This window comes from Bacteroides sp. AM07-18, assembly GCF_003602695.1.
Taxonomy (GTDB): domain Bacteria; phylum Bacteroidota; class Bacteroidia; order Bacteroidales; family Bacteroidaceae; genus Bacteroides; species Bacteroides uniformis.
On record NZ_QTLM01000019.1, the window covers coordinates 1 to 17,354 of the forward strand.

Here is a 17,354-nt window from a genome sequence, read left to right on the forward strand (position 1 = left end):
AAGAAGGACGCTGAAGAGCTTAGTTGCGGATTTGAGGTATAATAAGAACATGCGTGTGTCCGACGCCTACATCCAGAAGGGGGATTATCTGAAGATTTCAAATATTCAGATAGGATATACATTCCCGAAGAATGTGCTGAAACCGGTGAAAATGGAAAATGCACGCGTATTTGCCAGTGTCGACAATGTATGTACCATCTCTTCGTACAATAAGTTCGGCGATCCGGAAGTTGGTGACTCCAATGTATTGTATTCGGGATTTGACGGAGGACGTTATCCGTTCCCGATGTCGGTTACTTTCGGTCTGAGTGTACAGTTCTAATACTAACGGATAAAAAATATGATTATGAAAAACTTATATAAACTGTTGATCGGTGTGCTGGCCTTAAGCACCGTAACGTCTTGTGACGATTATTTGGAAGTGGATCATTACGATATTCTTCCGGCAGATTTCATGTTTAAAACGGAGGAGAATGTCCTTTCCGGATTGAACGGACTTTATGATACCTTTTATACGGACCAGCACGGTTCCGGTGATGACGAAACATGGGGATTCAAGCCTCAGGTATTTGCTGCCAACCATTCTACGATGGACTGTCAGGCTTCCGGTTGGGATGCGGAATGGCAGCGTCATGCCTGGAAACCCGATAAGGGTTCCCTGGAGACTGCATGGCGGATGAGTTATCGTGCAGTGGACCGTGCAAACCGTTTCCTGGCTGGCCTGGAGACGGCGGATGCCTCTATATTTGCGGACAGCAATTCCAAGACCGTTTATGAAGCGCAAGCACGTGCCATCCGCGGTTATAACTACCTTTACCTGACGAAACTTTTCGGAAGGGTACCGATGTTGCTTACCGGTGAAACCTATACTACTTCGGTAGGAAAGGCACGTCCGGAATCCGTGGATGAGACTTATGCGGCTATCGAGGAAGATTTGTCTTTTGGACGCGACCATCTGGACTGGTTACCCATGAATGGTGAATACGGACGTATAACCAAGGGGTTCTGCAAAGCTTATTTGGCCGAGCTGTATATGTTGAAGAAAGACTTTACGAAAGCCAAGACGGAACTAAAGGATATAGTGGACAGTGGAACCTATTCATTGGAGCCCTGCTTCGGTAACCTGCATGCCTGGGATACACATTGGACCAAAGAATCTGTATTTGAGGTGATGTATCATGAACAAGGATATATGGGCTGGGGAGCCGATTCGTCTTCAGATGCCATGATGTGGTACGGATATATGTGTGCGGCACCCGAATGGGGAGGCTGGGGGTCTCTCTGTCTTTCTTGGGAGTTTGTACGTTCCTTTGAACCGGGTGACAAACGCCGCCAATACTCTGCTGTTGCCAAAGGGGATACGCATCCCATTACCGGGCAGACTGTAGGGGTGACAAGTGGTTTTGACGGTCTTTTCCAAGGTTCCGAAAATATGCCTACTGTTTATTCCTTGAAATACTGGAGATGCAAGCCAGGTGAGAACAACAAAGTATTCAATCCTATTTCGTTGACTTTGAAGCGTTATGCAGGCATCATGCTCGACTATGCAGAATGTTGTTTCGAGACAGGTGACAACGCTACCGGATGGAACATGATACGTCAGATACGTAACCGTGCTTGGGGTAATTTGGAGATGGGAGCGACGATGATTGACCTACCCGCCGACATGTTGAATACCCAGACGGTGGAAGTGCCGGATGCAGAGACCTATTATACAAGCTATAAAGCAGCCAAAGGCTATACTTCTCCGGTATGGAAGGTGGCGCTGATTATAGAGCGTCGCCATGAATTCAATGCCGAGTTCTCGCTTTACCATGATTTGTGCCGTATGGGTATGTGCAAAGAATGGTTTGCCGCCGAATATCCGAAGACAGCAGCCAACTCTTCACAAGAGGCTTGTCTGCAGACTGGTGACTCATTCCGTTTCTTTGAGCACGAGGCTTATCAGGAAATCTTCCCGATTCCGACGAATGAGATTCTGACCAACCCGCTCATCAATCAGGCTGACCAGAATCCGGGATATTGATAAATTATAAATAAACACTTAATAATAAAATATTTGTGAGTGAAATGTCAGGCACCAGTAGTTGTTGTGATAGACGTCAGCGTCTGTCGTGATGAAAGCCGGTGTCTGACATGACAAACACCAGTACTTGAGACGACGAACACCAGTCTCTGATAAACGGGGAATTAAACAAGGAAAAGTTTGATGGTTTTAGAGAATAATTATGGAAAGGAAGATGTTTTATTGGATAGCACTGCTGGTTGCGTCTTGTCTGGCAGGCTGCCGGTCGCATTCAGGGGAGACAGATATGCAGACACGCATGCGTACAGAGATTGTCACGAATGTCAGGGACAGCGTGTTGCCGTTTTGGATGGATTATGCAGTGGCTCCCGACAGCGGTTTTTATGGAACTGTATTGCGGAATGGTACTCCGGTAGTGGATGCTCCGAGAGGAGGGGTTCTGAATGCCCGGATTCTGTGGAGTTTTTCTGCCGCATACCGTACGTTTAAGGATGAGGCTTATCTGAAGCTTGCGGATAAATCGCAACGCTACTTCATTGATACATTTATAGACAAGGAACATGGTGGGGTATATTGGCTGGTCAATCCTGACGGTGAGGTGCTGAATGCTTCCAAATATACGTATGCCATGACCTACGCCATCTATGGGCTGGCTGAACACTATCTGGCAACAGGTAACAGCGAGAGTCTGGATATGGCTGTCGGTTTATATCATACCTTGGAGGAGAAAGGCCGCGAACCGCAATATGACGGTTATGTGGAATCTTTTACTGAAGATTGGAAACAACTGGATAATTATGATAACAATGCATCCAAGACTATGAATGCGCATTTGCACGTGCTGGAAGCTTATACCCTTTTATATCAATGCTGGAAAGACGACGGACTGAGGAAAAGACTCAAGTTCTGCGCCGAGTTGTTTATGGACCGTATTTATGACTCTTCAAGGAGGCATTTTAATTTGTTCTTTGATAATGCATGGAACAGTCTGGTTGAGATGGACTCTTATGGACATGATGTAGAGGCGGGATGGCTGCTTTGTGAGGCTGCCCGTGTGTTAGAAGACCGTCAACTGATGGATAGGGCGAATCGGCTTGCGCTGGATGTGACGGATGCTTGCTTGGTGGAAGGACTGAGTGACAAAGGGTATATGATGTATGAAAAGAAGGGCGGAAGAACAACCGGGCATGCCTCATGGTGGGGCCAGATTGAAACGATGATAGCTTGTGTCAATGCCTGGCAAATCAGCGGGAATGACGTTTATCTGCAATCGGCCGATACGGTTTGGACTTTCGTAAAGGACTGTATGATAGACCGGGAATACGGTGAATGGTACAGTGATTGTTTTGATGGAGAACCCAAGAAGGATACTCCCAAAGTGAGTATGTGGCGTTGCCCGTATCATACGGTACGCTTGGGAGTAGAAATACATAATCGTTTAAAATAGTATTTATGAAGAAATTTATAGCAGGTGCAGCATCACTGATGCTTTGTATGGGGCTGCACGCCCAGGATTTCAGAATCAATCCATCGGGATATTTTGAGAATGGCGGGGCCAATGTGATGGTGTTCAGTGACGTCTACCCTGAAGGACACCAGGGAGGACTGACCCTTGTTTTGAATGGAGACCGCAGGGCTGCCAATGGAGATGTGCGCTTTGAAATCTCGCAAGGGCAGTGGCAGGGATTGCCCAAGATGAGAAGCAGGGTGGTGGATGAGGCTGACAATGAAATCCGTGTCACATTGAGTTATCCGGATTCGGCCAAACATATGGCAGGCTTTAATCCGATGATTTATCCGGATTTTGTTTTTGGCTATACCATTAAGGTCAAAGGCGAGAAGGATTATCTGGTATTGACCGTTGATTTGGACCAACCGGTGCCCGAGCGGTTTGCCGGCAAGTTGGGCTTTAATCTGGAATTGGTACCTTCCACTTTGCTGGGCAAGCCGTGGATTATGGACAACCGGACGGGAGTCTTTCCCCACCAGGCGATGGGGCCCACCATGAAACAGTCTTCCAACATGGAGCATATCGGAGATTTCAACCCTGGCGGGAAAGCTGATTTGGACCAGTTGCTGTTGGATAGAAAGACTTATAACCCGATGATTGCCGATGATATCGTCTCTGCTCCTTTGGCCGCAGGGAAAAAGTTTGTACTCAATCCTCAGGATGATTTGGCAAAGATTACGATTGAAAGTGAGAAAGGAGACTTGTTGCTGTATGATGGAAGGATAAATCATAACAACGGTTGGTTTGTGCTCCGTTCGGAGTTCCCGGCAGGTACAAAGGAAGGTGCGGTGAAATGGATAATCCGTCCGACAGTCACTAAAGACTGGCGTTATGCACCGGTGGTGCAAGCCTCTCAAGTAGGTTACCATCCTGGACAGAAGAAAGTGGCTGTCATAGAGTTGGATAAACGGGATACAGACTTCAAGCAACCTGCCCTTTATCGCATTGCTGCCGATGGCAGGAAACTGGTAAAGCAGCAGGCTGCCAAGGATTGGGGAGATTTCCAACGCTACCACTATCTGCAGTTCGATTTCACGGAAGTGACGGAAGAAGGGCTCTATCAGGTAATGTACGGCGATGCTGCTTCTCCGGTGTTCCGCATTGCCAAAGATGTGTGGGACAAGGGTATCTGGCAGGCAGAGGTGGAATACTTCTTGCCGGTACAGATGTGCCACATGCGTGTGAACGAAAAATACCGTGTATGGCATGACTTCTGTCATCATGACGATGCACGTATGGCCAAAACCGATATCAACCATATAGACGGATATACTCAGGGAACCTCTACTCTTTGTAAGTACCAGCCGGGTGATTTGGTTCCAGGGCTGAATGTGGGTGGATGGCACGATGCGGGGGACTATGACCTGCGTGTGGAATCCCAGGCAGGCGAGGCCTATATACTTGCCATGGCTTGTGAGAACTTTGGTGCCTATTGGGACGAGACTTCCATAGATTTTGAAAAGAAGATAGTCGAGATTCACCAGCCGGATGGAAAGAATGACTTGTTGCAGCAGGTGGAAAACGGTGCTTTGACGATAGTGGCGGGTTGGAAGGCTCTGGGGCGTCTCTACAGAGGGATTCTGTGTCCTACCGTACGCCAGTATGCACACTTGGGTGATGCGTCGGCCCATACAGACCATGTCAGTGGGACTGCCGACGACCGCTGGGTGTTTACGGAGGACAACCCTGGTAGGGAACTTCAGGTGGCTGCCTGGCTGGCAGGTATTTCACGTGTCTTGAAGGGACATAACGATGCATTGGGAGCGGATTGTCTGGAGATAGCCCGTGAATTGTTCAGGATTACCCGCTGCGACAACAACTGGGTGCTGACAGCCAAGGTACATGCTGCCGTAGAACTTTATCTGGCGACAAAGGAAGTGGAGTACCGTGATTTCGTTTTGCAGCAGCAGGATTTCATCTGCAAGAATATCCGTCAGACGGGTTGGTTCATCGGACGTTTCGACAAAGCTGTGAGAAATGCACGTTTCAGCAAGGCTGTTCGCAAAGCACTGCCGGAGTTGCAGGCTATGTATCAGGAGTATAGCAGTAAAACTCCGTATGGAGTGCCGCATGACAGAGGTAACCGTTCTTCCGGTTCATGGGAACCCCAGCATCTGGGCTACAATTACTGTTACCTGCATGCTGCCTATCCTGTCTTGTTTGCACCGGACTATATTTTCAATGCTGTCCAATACCTGCTCGGTATGCATCCGGGACGTAATCAGGCAGCGTTTGTAACGGGAGTCGGTGCCGAAACGATGAAAGCCGCCTATGGTGTCAACCGTGCCGACTGGTCTTATATTCCGGGTGGAGTGTCTCCGGGTACAAATCTGATTCGTCCCGACTTGCCCGAATTACTTCATTTCCCGTTCTTATGGCAGGAAGGTGAGTACTGTTTGGGCGGACATGCTACGTGGTTTATGTATATGGTATTGGCATCTCAGAAAATATTGAATGGTAATGAACAGTAAAATAAAGGTAGATAAGTTTGTAATTGTAGCTTTTCTGCTCTGCATGGTCTGCACTATGGCCATGCAGGCAAAAGCTTATGACAATTTTAAGGTATCGGTCTATGTACGTGCCTACGAGGTAGACAAGATGAAGGACATCCATTGGCTGGATTCGACTTGGAATGTGATTTCACAACAGTTGGAAGTGGACAAGATTTATTTGGAAACACATCGTGATTTACTGATTGTGGATGACGCCACCCTGGAGCAAGCTAAGAAATTTTTCCATGACCGGGGAATAGAGACTGCCGGAGGAATTACCTACACCATCAACGAGGCGAACAGTTTCGAGACGTTCTGCTATTCCAATCCCGAGCATCGTGAGATGGTGCGAAAGATTGCAGAACATACGGCAAAGCACTTTGACGAGTTTATTCTGGATGACTTTTTCTTCACCAGTTGCAAGTCGGACATAGAGATAAAAGCCAAAGGTACGCAGAGCTGGACGGAATACCGTTTGAAGCTGATGACTGAAGCCGGGCGCGACCTTGTGCTGAAACCTGCCAAGAAGGTGAATCCTCGTGTAAAGGTAATCATCAAGTATCCCAACTGGTACGACCATTTCCAAGGTTTGGGCTTTAATCTGGAGGAAGGTCCCCAACTCTTTGACGGTGTCTGGACGGGTACCGAAACAAGGGACCCTGCCGGCAACCAGCATCTGCAGAATTATCTAAGCTATAATATTATCCGTTATTTTGATAATCTGCGTCCGGGCTACAATGGTGGAGGATGGGTGGACTCCGGTGGACTGAATCTGGGTATGGACCGCTATGCTGAGCAGCTGCATCTGACCATGCTTGCCAAGGCTCCCGAAATCATTCTCTTTGCCTATAACCAGCTTCTGGGCGTGAAGTTGTCTCCCAGGTTCCGTACCCCTTGGCAGGGCATGGGCACCAGCTTTAATTATGATGAGATGACTGCCCCTATCCGGCAGAAGAACGGAACTTCCATAGAGCCTACCACCATGGCACGCATTGCGGATGTTGTATTGAAACAGACTGATAAACTGGTAGGTAAGTTGGGTAACCCCATTGGCATCAAGTCCTACAAGCCTTTTCATGTGGCGGGTGATGATTTCTTGCAGAATTATCTGGGCATGATAGGTTTGCCGATGGATATACGTCCCGTTTTTCCGAAAGACCAACAAGTGGTGCTGCTGACTGCCCAGGCGGCTCAAGCTCCGGAGCTCATGACCGACATTAGGAAGCAATTGCAAAGCGGACGGGATGTGGTGATTACAAGCGGCTTGCTGAAAGCCATTCCTGAAAAAATTGCCGAAATAGTAGAGTTGCGTTGTACCGATTTGAAAGCTCTTGTCAATGATTTTGGCCGATATGGACAAGCCGGACGCGATTTATTGATACCGCAGGTTCAGTATTATACGAATGATGCTTGGGAAGTAGTCAGTGCGGGCCGTCCGTTGACGGGAGGAGTATCGGGGTATCCTATTTTGTTGAGAGCTCCCTATGCCGCCGGCAATCTATATGTATTGACCATTCCCGATGATATGGGAAATTTATATGATTTTCCGGCAAAAGCCTTGAATGAGATTCGCCGCATTATGAGTAGGGATATGGATATCTATCTGGAGGCTCCCTCCAAAGTCGGATTGTTTGTGTATGACAATAAAACACTGGTGGTGGAGAACTTCAATGATGAACCGGTGGAAGTGCGTATTGTTACCGATGATGAGGTGACGAGGTTGGAAAATCTGGAGAATGGAGATATTCTGGCTCCCCTTCCTGCCGAACCCGTACAGAGCAGGCGTCCGGTGACACCAAAGAACTCTTTCCGTTTGTCATTACTACCCCATTCGTATAAGGCTTTCCAATATAAATGACGGGTAAGAAGATTGTCGGATAGTTATTCGGAAGGGTAACGGGAGGTCGGTTCTACAATGGGTCGGCCTCCTTTGCTTCCAGTCATCCGTGAGAATGCTTGTGTTCTTTCAATATCCTGTGCGGCAGTGTCCCGTGCCCCAGCAACTCTATCGGGCAGTTGAAGTTGCGTTCCAGCCATTCTTCCGTAACGCCGGTATCGGGATGGTAGTCCAGGGTTTCGTTGACGCAGGCAATGGACTTGACTTGCTGCAACACCGTGCCGATGTCGTGGCTGACGAGAATAATGGCGCAATCCTTGTTTATCTCTGCCAGCAGTTCGTAGAGGCGGGCTTCGAAACGCTTGTCGATGTATGTGCTGGGTTCGTCGAGAATCACCACCTGCGGGTCGGAGATGATGGCACGGCCCAGGAGGGCACGTTGCAACTGTCCGCCGCTCAAAGCGCCGATGGCACGCTGCTCCATGCCTTCCAGCCCCATGCGGGCTATCACGGCAGAGGCTTTCTCGCGGTGTCGGGCGGTGAAGCGTGAAGCCAGCGGCTTCTTGCTGCTGAGTCCTGAAAGGATGACCTCCTCTACGGTGATGGGAAATTTCCGGTCGATGCTGCTGTACTGGGGCAAGTAACCCATGGATAATTGACAATTGACAGTTGATAATTGACAATTGGCAATTTCGGAGGGGGATGGAGGGCAGGAGTGATATAGAATCTCCCCGGTAGTGGGTTTCAGCAGTCCCAGTATACATTTGATAAGGGTAGTCTTTCCACCACCGTTGGGACCGATGATACCCAGAAAATCACGTTCGTAGATAGTCAGGTTTATATCATGCAGTACGGTCCGGTTATCGTATCCGGCGCTGAGGTTCTTTATCTCTATAATGGGGGATGCAGGCATAGCTTCTTCTTCGTTAAATGGACAGAATCATCGTTTACTCTTTTACAAGCGCTCTGGCCGTATTCATCATCTCCTCCTCCCAGTCGTATGAGAGGGGATTGATAGCCACCACCCGGGTTCCGGTCTGCTGGGCGATAAGGTCGGCATTGCGGCGGTCGAATTCCGGCTGTACAAAGATGATGCGTACCTTCTCCTTCTTGCAGGAGTTTATCAGGCTCTTCAGATGGGCGGGGGAGGGCTCCTTTCCACCTGCCTCGATAGGAATCTGGTGCAGGTTGTAGTCGCGGGCAAAGTAGGAAAGTGCCGGATGATAAATCATGAAGGCACGGTCGGCATTCGGGCTGGAAAGCATCTGGCAGATGAGGCTGTCTGTATGCTCTATCTGCCGGATGAGTACGTTGTAACGTTCCATGTAGACGCTTTCATTGGCTTTGTCTATGGCGCAGAGTGCATTCAGAATGTTTCCGGCAATGATTTGGGCGTTGATGGTGGAATTCCAGATGTGGGGTTCCACACCACCGGCGTGCGTATGGCCTTCGTGTACATGCCCGTCTTTATGATGATGTGCATGGGTATCGTCCAGAATGAGTTCCACATTCTCGGACATATCGAAGAATTGCAGGTGGGGAGCATTGTCCGTCAGTTTTTCCGTCCATGTCTGCTCGAAACCGATGTAGCCGATGCGGAAATAGGCCTTGCTTTGGGCAAGGTCGACAAGCTGCTGGGGCGTGGGGTCGTAGGTTTCCGGACTTGAACCTTTGGGCACCATGCTGACGACGGTGAATTCATCGCCGGCAATGGCTTCGGTGAAATACCGCAGCGGCTCGATGGTGACGGTAATCACGGGTTTATCGTCATTCTTCTTGTTCTGTTGGCCTCCTTGCTTGCACGAGAAGAGCAAGGTGGCTATGAGGAGTAAAAAACAAAACTTTTTCATTTACAATTTACTATTTACAATTTACAATTTGGCTGCGCTGTGGCAGGGGGCATCAACTATCCATTATCAACTATTCCTTATCCATTATCACTTCCTCTTTCCTTCCCCTCAGTATCTCCCGTTTCCCTCCGGGGGGACCTGGGAGACGCTCTACCTTGAATCCTACGGCTTGCAGCATGCGGCGTATTACTCCTTTGGCGCAGTAGGTGGTCAGCACGCCATCGGTGCTCATGGCGGCATGGATATTCCGGAAGACTTTTTCCTCCCACATTCCCGGTTGCTTTTCGGGTGCAAAGGCATCGAAGTAGACAACATCGAACGGAGATTTATTAATCATTAACAAACTGTCAATGCTTATTGTTTCGACATCTGCCCGCACTTTTCTCAGTGTGAAATAAGGAGTTATGGCAACTTCTTCTTCCCACGCAGCCCGATGCAGTTCCTCGAACAGAGGATTGTCGCTATATTTTAGCGCATCCACCTCCGGCCATGCAAGCGGATAGAGTTCGATACCGGTATAGTGCACTGGTCTCTTTTCCTTTTCGGCAGTTTCCAGTGTAAGCAGGGCATTCAGCCCGGTGCCGAAACCGATTTCAAGGATATGCGGGCGGGCAGTAGCGGATACTTTCAGTCCCATGTCGATGAAGATGTGCTGTGATTCTGTACGTGCCCCCTTTACCGAATGATAATGTTCATTCAGTTCCGGTACAAACAGTGTCGCACTTCCGTCTTCCGTCTTCTCTATGATTCGTTGCATCACTTCTGCTTTTGTTGAATGTTTTTATTTAGTTTAATTCTCTGTGATTCAGCGTGTTGTTGCGCCTATATATCCAGCGTGCTGCATCTATACATCCAGCACGTTGCATCTATACATCCAACGCGTTGTATCTATACATCTATTGCTCAAACTCACTACATGTCAATAATTCATCATCGAAATGGCTCCTTGCAGTGCCCACAGCATAGCTATGTAGCGCACCAGTTTCCCTGCAAACATGGACGTGGTGGTCAGCATCAGATTACTGCGCATGAAGCCCAGTGCAATGGCTATGGCTTCTCCCACAAAAGGCAGAAAGGCGAAGAAAGCCATCAGTGCCCCTTTCCCTTGGAGGAAATGCTGCATCCGTTCTATCTTTTCCCTTTTTACCTTGAAATATTTCTCAATCCAGTCTATACGTCCCAGACGTCCCATGTAGTAGCACGTCATGCCTCCCAGCGTATTTCCCAAGGTGGCGGAGAGTACGCACAGTGCCGGGCTCAGACCGACCTTGACCAGTGCTACCATCACTATCTCGGAACTGAACGGAATGATGCTTCCTGCCAATAGGGCAGAGATGAACAGACCGACATATCCCCAGTCAATTAGCAGCTGTACGAGTGTATCTACAAAAGCGTCCATATGTTGAATCCTAATAGAATGAATAATCCGATAAATGCACAAATGAAGAATATATTGGAACTGCGGCTATTTGTCAGTACAAACAAGTGTCCCGCCAGGATGCTGACACCGATGAGCAGGAAGGACATCAGGTGGACACTCAATACCGGTTGCAGTCCGATATAGACAAAGATGCAGAAATTCAGCAGGATGAGGAAGTGTAGATAGCTTCGGGTGCGTATCTTGTCTTCATAGCCGGCAATGAGACAGTGTGCCGCGCTGACGATGAACAGAACAAGGAGATACCCGAGGGTGGCGAGTTCCCACGGCTGATAGTCGAACCGGGTGGGAGCGAAGGTCACCAGCTCGCGGAAGGGCTGGCAGAAGAGTTCCATTTGCCCGTAGTAGAGGGCGTGTCCCAGCAACAGCCAGTAGGGTACGCTCCATCCTACCAAGGAAGCGAAGAAACTTTTGGGTTGGAGAGACTGGAAGTTGTAGGCACCTATCCAGAAGATGGGGGCAAACAGCATGAGCTGCGGAAAAAGCAGGCTGCCCAGTCCGATGAAGACAAAGGCGTGGAAGAGACTGCCTGTGGGCCGTGCCTGCTGGTAGCTCTTGAAGAGGAAAAACAGTGCCACCAGGAAGGAGGCGGCTGCCAAGTCTCCCGCATACAGCATGTGCAGGCTGGGGCAGACGGATATCAGCAGGAAGTAGACAGAAGTCTGTACCGATGCCCGCATCCGGATGATGGCGAACGTATTGTTGAGCTGTATTAGGAAGTACCCGATGACGGCATACAGAATAAAGCTGAAGAGACGGTTTGCCCAGGTGGGGATGCAGAAGTCGCAGAATGTTTCCCAAAGGGAATATCCGCTTTGCTGTGTCTCCGTCTCGGGCAACAGAACAGCGGTCAGTATCCAGCAGGATACTGAAATCAGGATAGCGGTGGGTAGTGTGAACCGCCCTGCCGTTATCCGGTTCTGGAATCTCTTCGTTCTCATTTATAAGTCAAATCCGATGTCGCGACGGAAATATTTCTTCTCGAAGTTTATCATGTCGGCCACGCGGTAGCTCTTCTGCAAGGCTTCTTCCTTTGTTTCACCATAGGAGCAGACGGCGATGACACGGCCACCGGCAGTTACGGTCTGTCCGTCTTTGGTGGCTGTTCCGGCATGGAAGAGGATGCTGTCCGTTTCGGCAGCCTTCTCGAATCCGGTCATCACCTTGCCCTTTTCGTAGGCTTCCGGATATCCTCCGCTTACCAGCATGACGCAAGCGGCTGTGCGTGAGTCGAATTCCAGTGTACGCTGGTCGAGGTCGCCCTGGGCAACGCCTTCGAGTAGGTCTACCAGGTCGCTCTTGATACGCAGCATTACACTTTCGGTTTCGGGGTCGCCCATGCGGACGTTGTATTCAATTACCATCGGTTCGCCCTTCACGTTGATAAGTCCCAGGAAGATGAAGCCTTGGTAGCCGATTTCTTCTTCCAGCAGACCGTTTACGGTAGGTTCGATGATGCGGGTGCGTACTTTTTCCATAAATGTTTCGTCGGCAAAAGGTACGGGAGTAACGCTGCCCATACCGCCGGTGTTGAGGCCTTTGTCGCCTTCGCCGATACGCTTGTAATCTTTGGCTACGGGCAATACCTTATAGTGGCGGCCGTCTGTCATCACGAATACGGAACATTCGATGCCGCTGAGGAACTCTTCAATGACTACCGTGGCGCTGGCATCGCCGAACATGCCGTCCAGCATTTCCTTCAGCTCTTTCTGAGCTTCTTCCAGTGTGGGGAGAATCAGCACGCCCTTGCCTGCACACAGTCCGTCGGCCTTCAGTACGTAAGGCGCTTCGAGGGAAGCGAGGAAGTCGAGTCCCTCCTGCAAGTTGTCGGCGGTGATGCTCTTGTAGCGGGCAGTGGGGATGTTGTGGCGCATCATGAAGCCTTTGGCAAATTCCTTGCTACCTTCCAGTGTGGCACCTTTGGCGGTGGGGCCGATGATGTCGATATGGCAGGTGGCAGGGTCTTCCTTGAAGCTGTCGAAGATGCCTTGTACCAACGGGTCTTCGGGACCCACAACAATCATGTCGATTTCTTTCTCAAGGGCAAAGGCCTTGAGTGCGGGAAAGTCTGTCGCCTTCAGGTTCACATTCTCGCCTGCTTCGCTTGTACCTGCATTGCCGGGCGCAATATATAGTTTCTCTACTTTCGGGCTTTGGGCAATCTTCCATGCCAGAGCGTGTTCACGGCCACCGGAGCCTAATAATAATACTTTCATGGGTTCATTTACAATTTACAATGTACAATTTGTCTGTGCTGTGGGGCATCAGGTAAGTTGTACAGATTGTTATACTTAATGATTTATTCTCTCTTTTATTCTCTTCTTTCTTCTACCATCTACTCCCTATTTGCACGCCCGCACTGCATAGCAAATTGTACGGTACATTGTACATTAAAGATATTCTTCAAAATATCTTGTTATCTTCTCGTGCAGATGCACACGGTCGCGTCCCAGGACGTTGTGCTTGTGCGTGGGATAGATAAACAAATCGGGATAGGTACGGGCATCCACGCACGCCTTCATGAATGAAAGGGTGTGCTGCGGCACGCAGGTGTCGTCGTGGTCGTCGTGTATGATGAGCAGATGTCCTTTCAAGTTACCGGCAAGGTTTTTCAGATTTGTCTGCTTGTAGCCTTCCGGGTTCGCTTGCGGAGTGTCCATATAGCGCTCACCGTACATTATCTCGTAGTATCCCCAGTCGATAACCGGTCCGCCGGCAACGCCTACCTTGAAAATTTCGGGATAGCGCAGCATCAGCGCCGTAGTCATGTGTCCTCCGAAGCTCCAGCCGTGCACGCCGATACGCTCTCCGTCCACATAAGGCTGGCTTTTCAGGAATTCTACGCCCTTCACCTGGTCTTTGCCCTCTTCGATGCCCAGCTGGCGGAAGGTGGCGTTTTCAAACTCCAGTCCACGGTTGCTGCTGCCACGGTTGTCGAGGCTGAACATGATGTAGCCTTTGTTTGCCATGTAGATGTCCCAGCCGCGGGCATCGTTCATCCAGCCGTTCGTTATCATCTGGGCGTGCGGGCCGCCGTATACGTAGACGATGGCGGGATACTTCTTTGCCGGGTCGAAGTCGGTAGGCTTTATCAGGCGGTAGTATAAGTCTGTCTTGCCGTCGGCGGCTTTGATGGTGCCTACTTCTATGCTGGGCATTTCAAAGCCTTCGTAGGGGTTCTTGGCTGTCAGCAGTGTGTGTTCCCGTTGTTTTTTCGGGTTGGTGGACATCAGTTTTATGATACGGGGGCAAGTGGGCGAAGAGGCATTGTCGATGAGGTAAGTTCCCATGAAACCGGAGATTTGTGCCGAGTGCATGCCGGTTGGGTCTCCTATCAAGCTGCGTTTGCCATTCTTCAGGTTGACAGCGTAAAGGTTGCTCTGCAAAGGAGAGATTTCCGTACTCTTGATGATGAGCTCTTTCGTGTTCCGGTTAAAACCTACGATGTCTTGTACAAGCCAGGGGCCGGAGGTGAGTTGCTTCAGCAGTTCCCCTTCCGTATTGTATAGGTATAGATGGTTGAAGCCGTCACGCTGGCTTTGATAGATGAACTTGTGGCTGTCCCATGGCAGGAATAGAATGGGAGATTGCGGCTCCACATATTTGGGATGTCTCTCTTCGATGAGCACTTGTTGCAGCTTTCCGCTTTCCGCATCGTACCGGCACAGTTTGGAGTGGTTTTGGTCTCGGTTTAGCTCTATCAGATAGAGGCTTTTACCATCCGGTGCCCAGGTGATGTTGGTGAAGTAGCGGTCTTTTGGGTCGCCCATGTCCAGGTAGATGGTCTTTTGAGTAGCCGGATTGTAGATACCTACCTTTACCTGATGGCTGAGCATGCCGGCCATGGGGTAGCGTATTTTATCCACCAGTGCTATTCTTGTCGTGATGTCAACCAATGGATAGGGGGTGACCATGCTTTCGTTCATTCGATAAAAGGCCAGCAGGTCCCCGGCAGGATTCCAGAAAGTGCCTTTTGAAATGCCGAATTCATTGCGGTGCACACTTTGTCCGCAGACGATACCTTCCGGTTCGTTGGTGACTTTCAGGGTTTGCCCGTCACCGGTCATCACATAGAGATTATTGCCGATAGTATAAGCCAAATGGCGGCTTACCTCGTTCCAATCCTCATTTGCGGCTTGGGCGGGGCAAGGCTGGCTCCAGATGACTTTTTTCTTCTTCCAGTCGACGAGGGCACGGTACTTGCCGGTGTTCAGCAGCAGGAGTGGGTCTATTTGGACTTGAATACCCAGATTGACGCCTCGGGGTACGTTGACAGCCTTTGCAGCATGAAAGTGACGCAGTTTTCCAAGTCCTTTTTCTTCCAGCAGCGCGTTGGCTTCTTCCAATGTGATGGCAGTGAATTTCTCTCCGGGCTTGGCACCTAATCCTTTGACAGCCCATGTACCTTCTATATTGTCGATGCCAAGTTCCAGACAAGCGGCATCGCCCCACCACTGGTACGATTTGTTTTCCGGTTTGTGGTAGGTCTCACCTCCGGGAATCAGATCTTCCAGGGTCGGCTTTTTTAGTTCTTGTGCCATAGCGTTTGTTGCAAGCAGAGCAGGTACTGTTATCAGCAGTGCAAGAATGCTCTTACTTATTTTCTTTGCATTCATTCTCCTTGTCATTGTTCGTGTTATTCTTCTTCCTTCTTTCCCGCCTCTCTTCTTTTGCTTTCCGGGTAAGACTCACCCGACCTTGTTCTGCGTTCTCCACCGAATTCACGTCTTTCCCTCGGTCTGAACTCCCGTTTTTCCCCGTCTTTGAACTCTCTTCTTTCACGCGGACGGAATTCGCGCTTTTCGCTGTCCTTGAATTCTCTTGGTCTGCGTTCACCGTTGAATTCGCGTCTTTCGCCACCGAATTCACGTCTCTCTCCGCTGAATCGGGGACGGAATTCGCGTCTTTCTCCGGGTTTGAACTCTTTCCGTTCCCCAGAAGCCGGACGAAATTCTTTGCGCTCCTTGCTCAACTCCTCGCCTTCGGCACGAAATTCCTTGTACTTTCCATCGAAGATTTCGTACTGGCGGAATTCGCATTCCAGCGCACCATTGAATAAAGGTATCTTGGAGGTGGCTTTTAGCCCGATTTGGTCGAAGCACTCTTCCCGGTAAGAAAGAATCCATGCGGTGTTGCCCGTAAAGGCATGTTTCAGACGCTCGCCAATCATGGAGTAAAGGCCCAGCAGGTCGTTGGTAGAGATACGCTCACCGTAGGGAGGATTGGTGATGATGATGGATTTCTCCGCAGGTTGCTCGAATTGCTGGAAAGGTTGCAGCTTCAATACCACGTCCTTGCTTACGCCGGCAGCCTTTATATTGTGTGTGGCAATTTCGTTTGCCTTCGGGCTGTTGTCGTAACCGTATATCTTATGCGTAAATTCACGTTCCTGGCTGTCGTCATTGTATATCGTGTCGAACAGCTCCTGGTCAAAATCCACCCACTTCTCGAAAGCGAACTCCTTGCGGAATACGCCCGGAGCGATGTTGCGTGCAATCAGCGCCGCTTCGATGGGAATGGTTCCCGAACCACACATCGGGTCTATCAGGTCGCATTCGCCACGCCAGCCGGTCATCAATATCATGCCGGCGGCCAGCACCTCATTCAGCGGGGCCTCTACTGCTTCCTGGCGATAACCGCGGCGGTGCAGCGATTCGCCGCTGGAGTCGAGAGACAGCGTACATTTGGTTTCGGCAATGTGTATGTTCAGCAGCACGTCCGGTTTGTTGACACGCACGCCGGGACGTTCGCCGGTCTTCTCGCGGAAATAGTCCACGATGGCATCCTTCACCTTGTAGGAAACGAACTTGGAATGACGGAACTCTTCACTGAATACAACCGCGTCCACGGCAAAGGTCTTGTCCGTATCCAGATAGTCTTCCCATCGGATGGCTTTAATCTGTTCGTAAACCTCGTCGGCATCCTTGGCTGTGAAGTGTTTGATGGGTTTCAGTATCCGGATGGCTGTACGCAGGCAGAAGTTTGCCTTGTACATCATTTCCTTATCACCACTGAAAGATACCATGCGGCGGCCTATTTCTATTTCGTTGGCGCCCAGTGCAGTCAGCTCTTGTGCCAGTACCTCTTCCAGTCCTTGGAAGGTTTTGGCAATCATTTCAAAAGATTGTTCGCTCATCTATGCATTTACTTTATGTGAATCGGCAATCTGGGTAGTTGTCACTCGTTTCTCTCATTAGTGGC

Annotated in this window: 12 protein-coding genes and 1 pseudogene; 5 read left to right on the top strand and 8 right to left on the bottom strand. The window is 49.8% G+C overall.

The features are described 5' to 3' along the window. The 5 genes and pseudogenes from DW096_RS17120 to DW096_RS17140 all read left to right on the top strand — a co-directional run. Positions 1 to 322: pseudogene (locus DW096_RS17120) on the top strand (TonB-dependent receptor); the annotation flags it as partial. 24 nt (positions 323 to 346) lie between these two features. Next, entirely contained in the window at positions 347 to 2,026 is a 1,680-nt protein-coding gene (locus DW096_RS17125; RefSeq protein WP_008662437.1) for a RagB/SusD family nutrient uptake outer membrane protein, read from the top strand. 202 nt (positions 2,027 to 2,228) lie between these two features. Then, a complete protein-coding gene (locus tag DW096_RS17130) occupies positions 2,229 to 3,473 on the top strand; it encodes an AGE family epimerase/isomerase (RefSeq protein WP_005830990.1) in 1,245 nt (414 codons plus the stop codon). Between the two features lie 5 nt (positions 3,474 to 3,478). Further along, a complete protein-coding gene (locus DW096_RS17135) occupies positions 3,479 to 6,007 on the top strand; it encodes a glycoside hydrolase family 9 protein (RefSeq protein WP_120028799.1) in 2,529 nt (842 codons plus the stop codon). Further along, a complete protein-coding gene (locus DW096_RS17140) occupies positions 5,997 to 7,886 on the top strand; it encodes a hypothetical protein (protein WP_172679951.1) in 1,890 nt (629 codons plus the stop codon). Before DW096_RS17135 ends, DW096_RS17140 begins: the two co-directional genes overlap by 11 nt. An 82-nt stretch (positions 7,887 to 7,968) precedes the next feature. On the opposite strand, the gene DW096_RS17145 is transcribed toward DW096_RS17140, so the two are convergent. The 8 genes from DW096_RS17145 to DW096_RS17180 form a co-directional block, all read right to left on the bottom strand. Next, entirely contained in the window at positions 7,969 to 8,778 is an 810-nt protein-coding gene (locus tag DW096_RS17145) for a metal ABC transporter ATP-binding protein (protein ID WP_005830985.1), read from the bottom strand. 34 nt (positions 8,779 to 8,812) lie between these two features. Further along, entirely contained in the window at positions 8,813 to 9,715 is a 903-nt protein-coding gene (locus DW096_RS17150) for a metal ABC transporter solute-binding protein, Zn/Mn family (RefSeq protein WP_117991571.1), read from the bottom strand. 70 nt (positions 9,716 to 9,785) lie between these two features. Continuing rightward, complete coding sequence (gene mnmD, locus DW096_RS17155; RefSeq protein ID WP_118931119.1) at positions 9,786 to 10,472, bottom strand: tRNA (5-methylaminomethyl-2-thiouridine)(34)-methyltransferase MnmD; 687 nt, start codon at positions 10,470 to 10,472, stop codon at positions 9,786 to 9,788. Between the two features lie 162 nt (positions 10,473 to 10,634). Beyond that, positions 10,635 to 11,114 carry a YqaA family protein gene (locus DW096_RS17160; protein WP_005830979.1) on the bottom strand — a complete coding sequence of 160 codons (480 nt, stop codon included), beginning with the start codon at positions 11,112 to 11,114 and terminating at the stop codon, positions 10,635 to 10,637. Continuing rightward, positions 11,099 to 12,094, bottom strand: coding sequence for a hypothetical protein (locus DW096_RS17165; protein WP_005830973.1), 996 nt, complete (start codon positions 12,092 to 12,094; stop codon positions 11,099 to 11,101). Before DW096_RS17165 ends, DW096_RS17160 begins: the two co-directional genes overlap by 16 nt. After that, a complete protein-coding gene (purD, locus tag DW096_RS17170; protein ID WP_005830971.1) occupies positions 12,095 to 13,369 on the bottom strand; it encodes a phosphoribosylamine--glycine ligase in 1,275 nt (424 codons plus the stop codon). Between the two features lie 174 nt (positions 13,370 to 13,543). Beyond that, the gene (locus DW096_RS17175) at positions 13,544 to 15,769 is read right to left on the bottom strand and encodes a DPP IV N-terminal domain-containing protein (protein ID WP_005830969.1); all 2,226 of its coding nucleotides are present in this window, start codon (positions 15,767 to 15,769) and stop codon (positions 13,544 to 13,546) included. 20 nt (positions 15,770 to 15,789) lie between these two features. After that, positions 15,790 to 17,289 (bottom strand): THUMP domain-containing protein, encoded by a 1,500-nt coding sequence (locus DW096_RS17180; protein ID WP_005830967.1) that lies wholly within the window; start codon positions 17,287 to 17,289, stop codon positions 15,790 to 15,792. Positions 17,290 to 17,354: the final 65 nt, after the last annotated feature.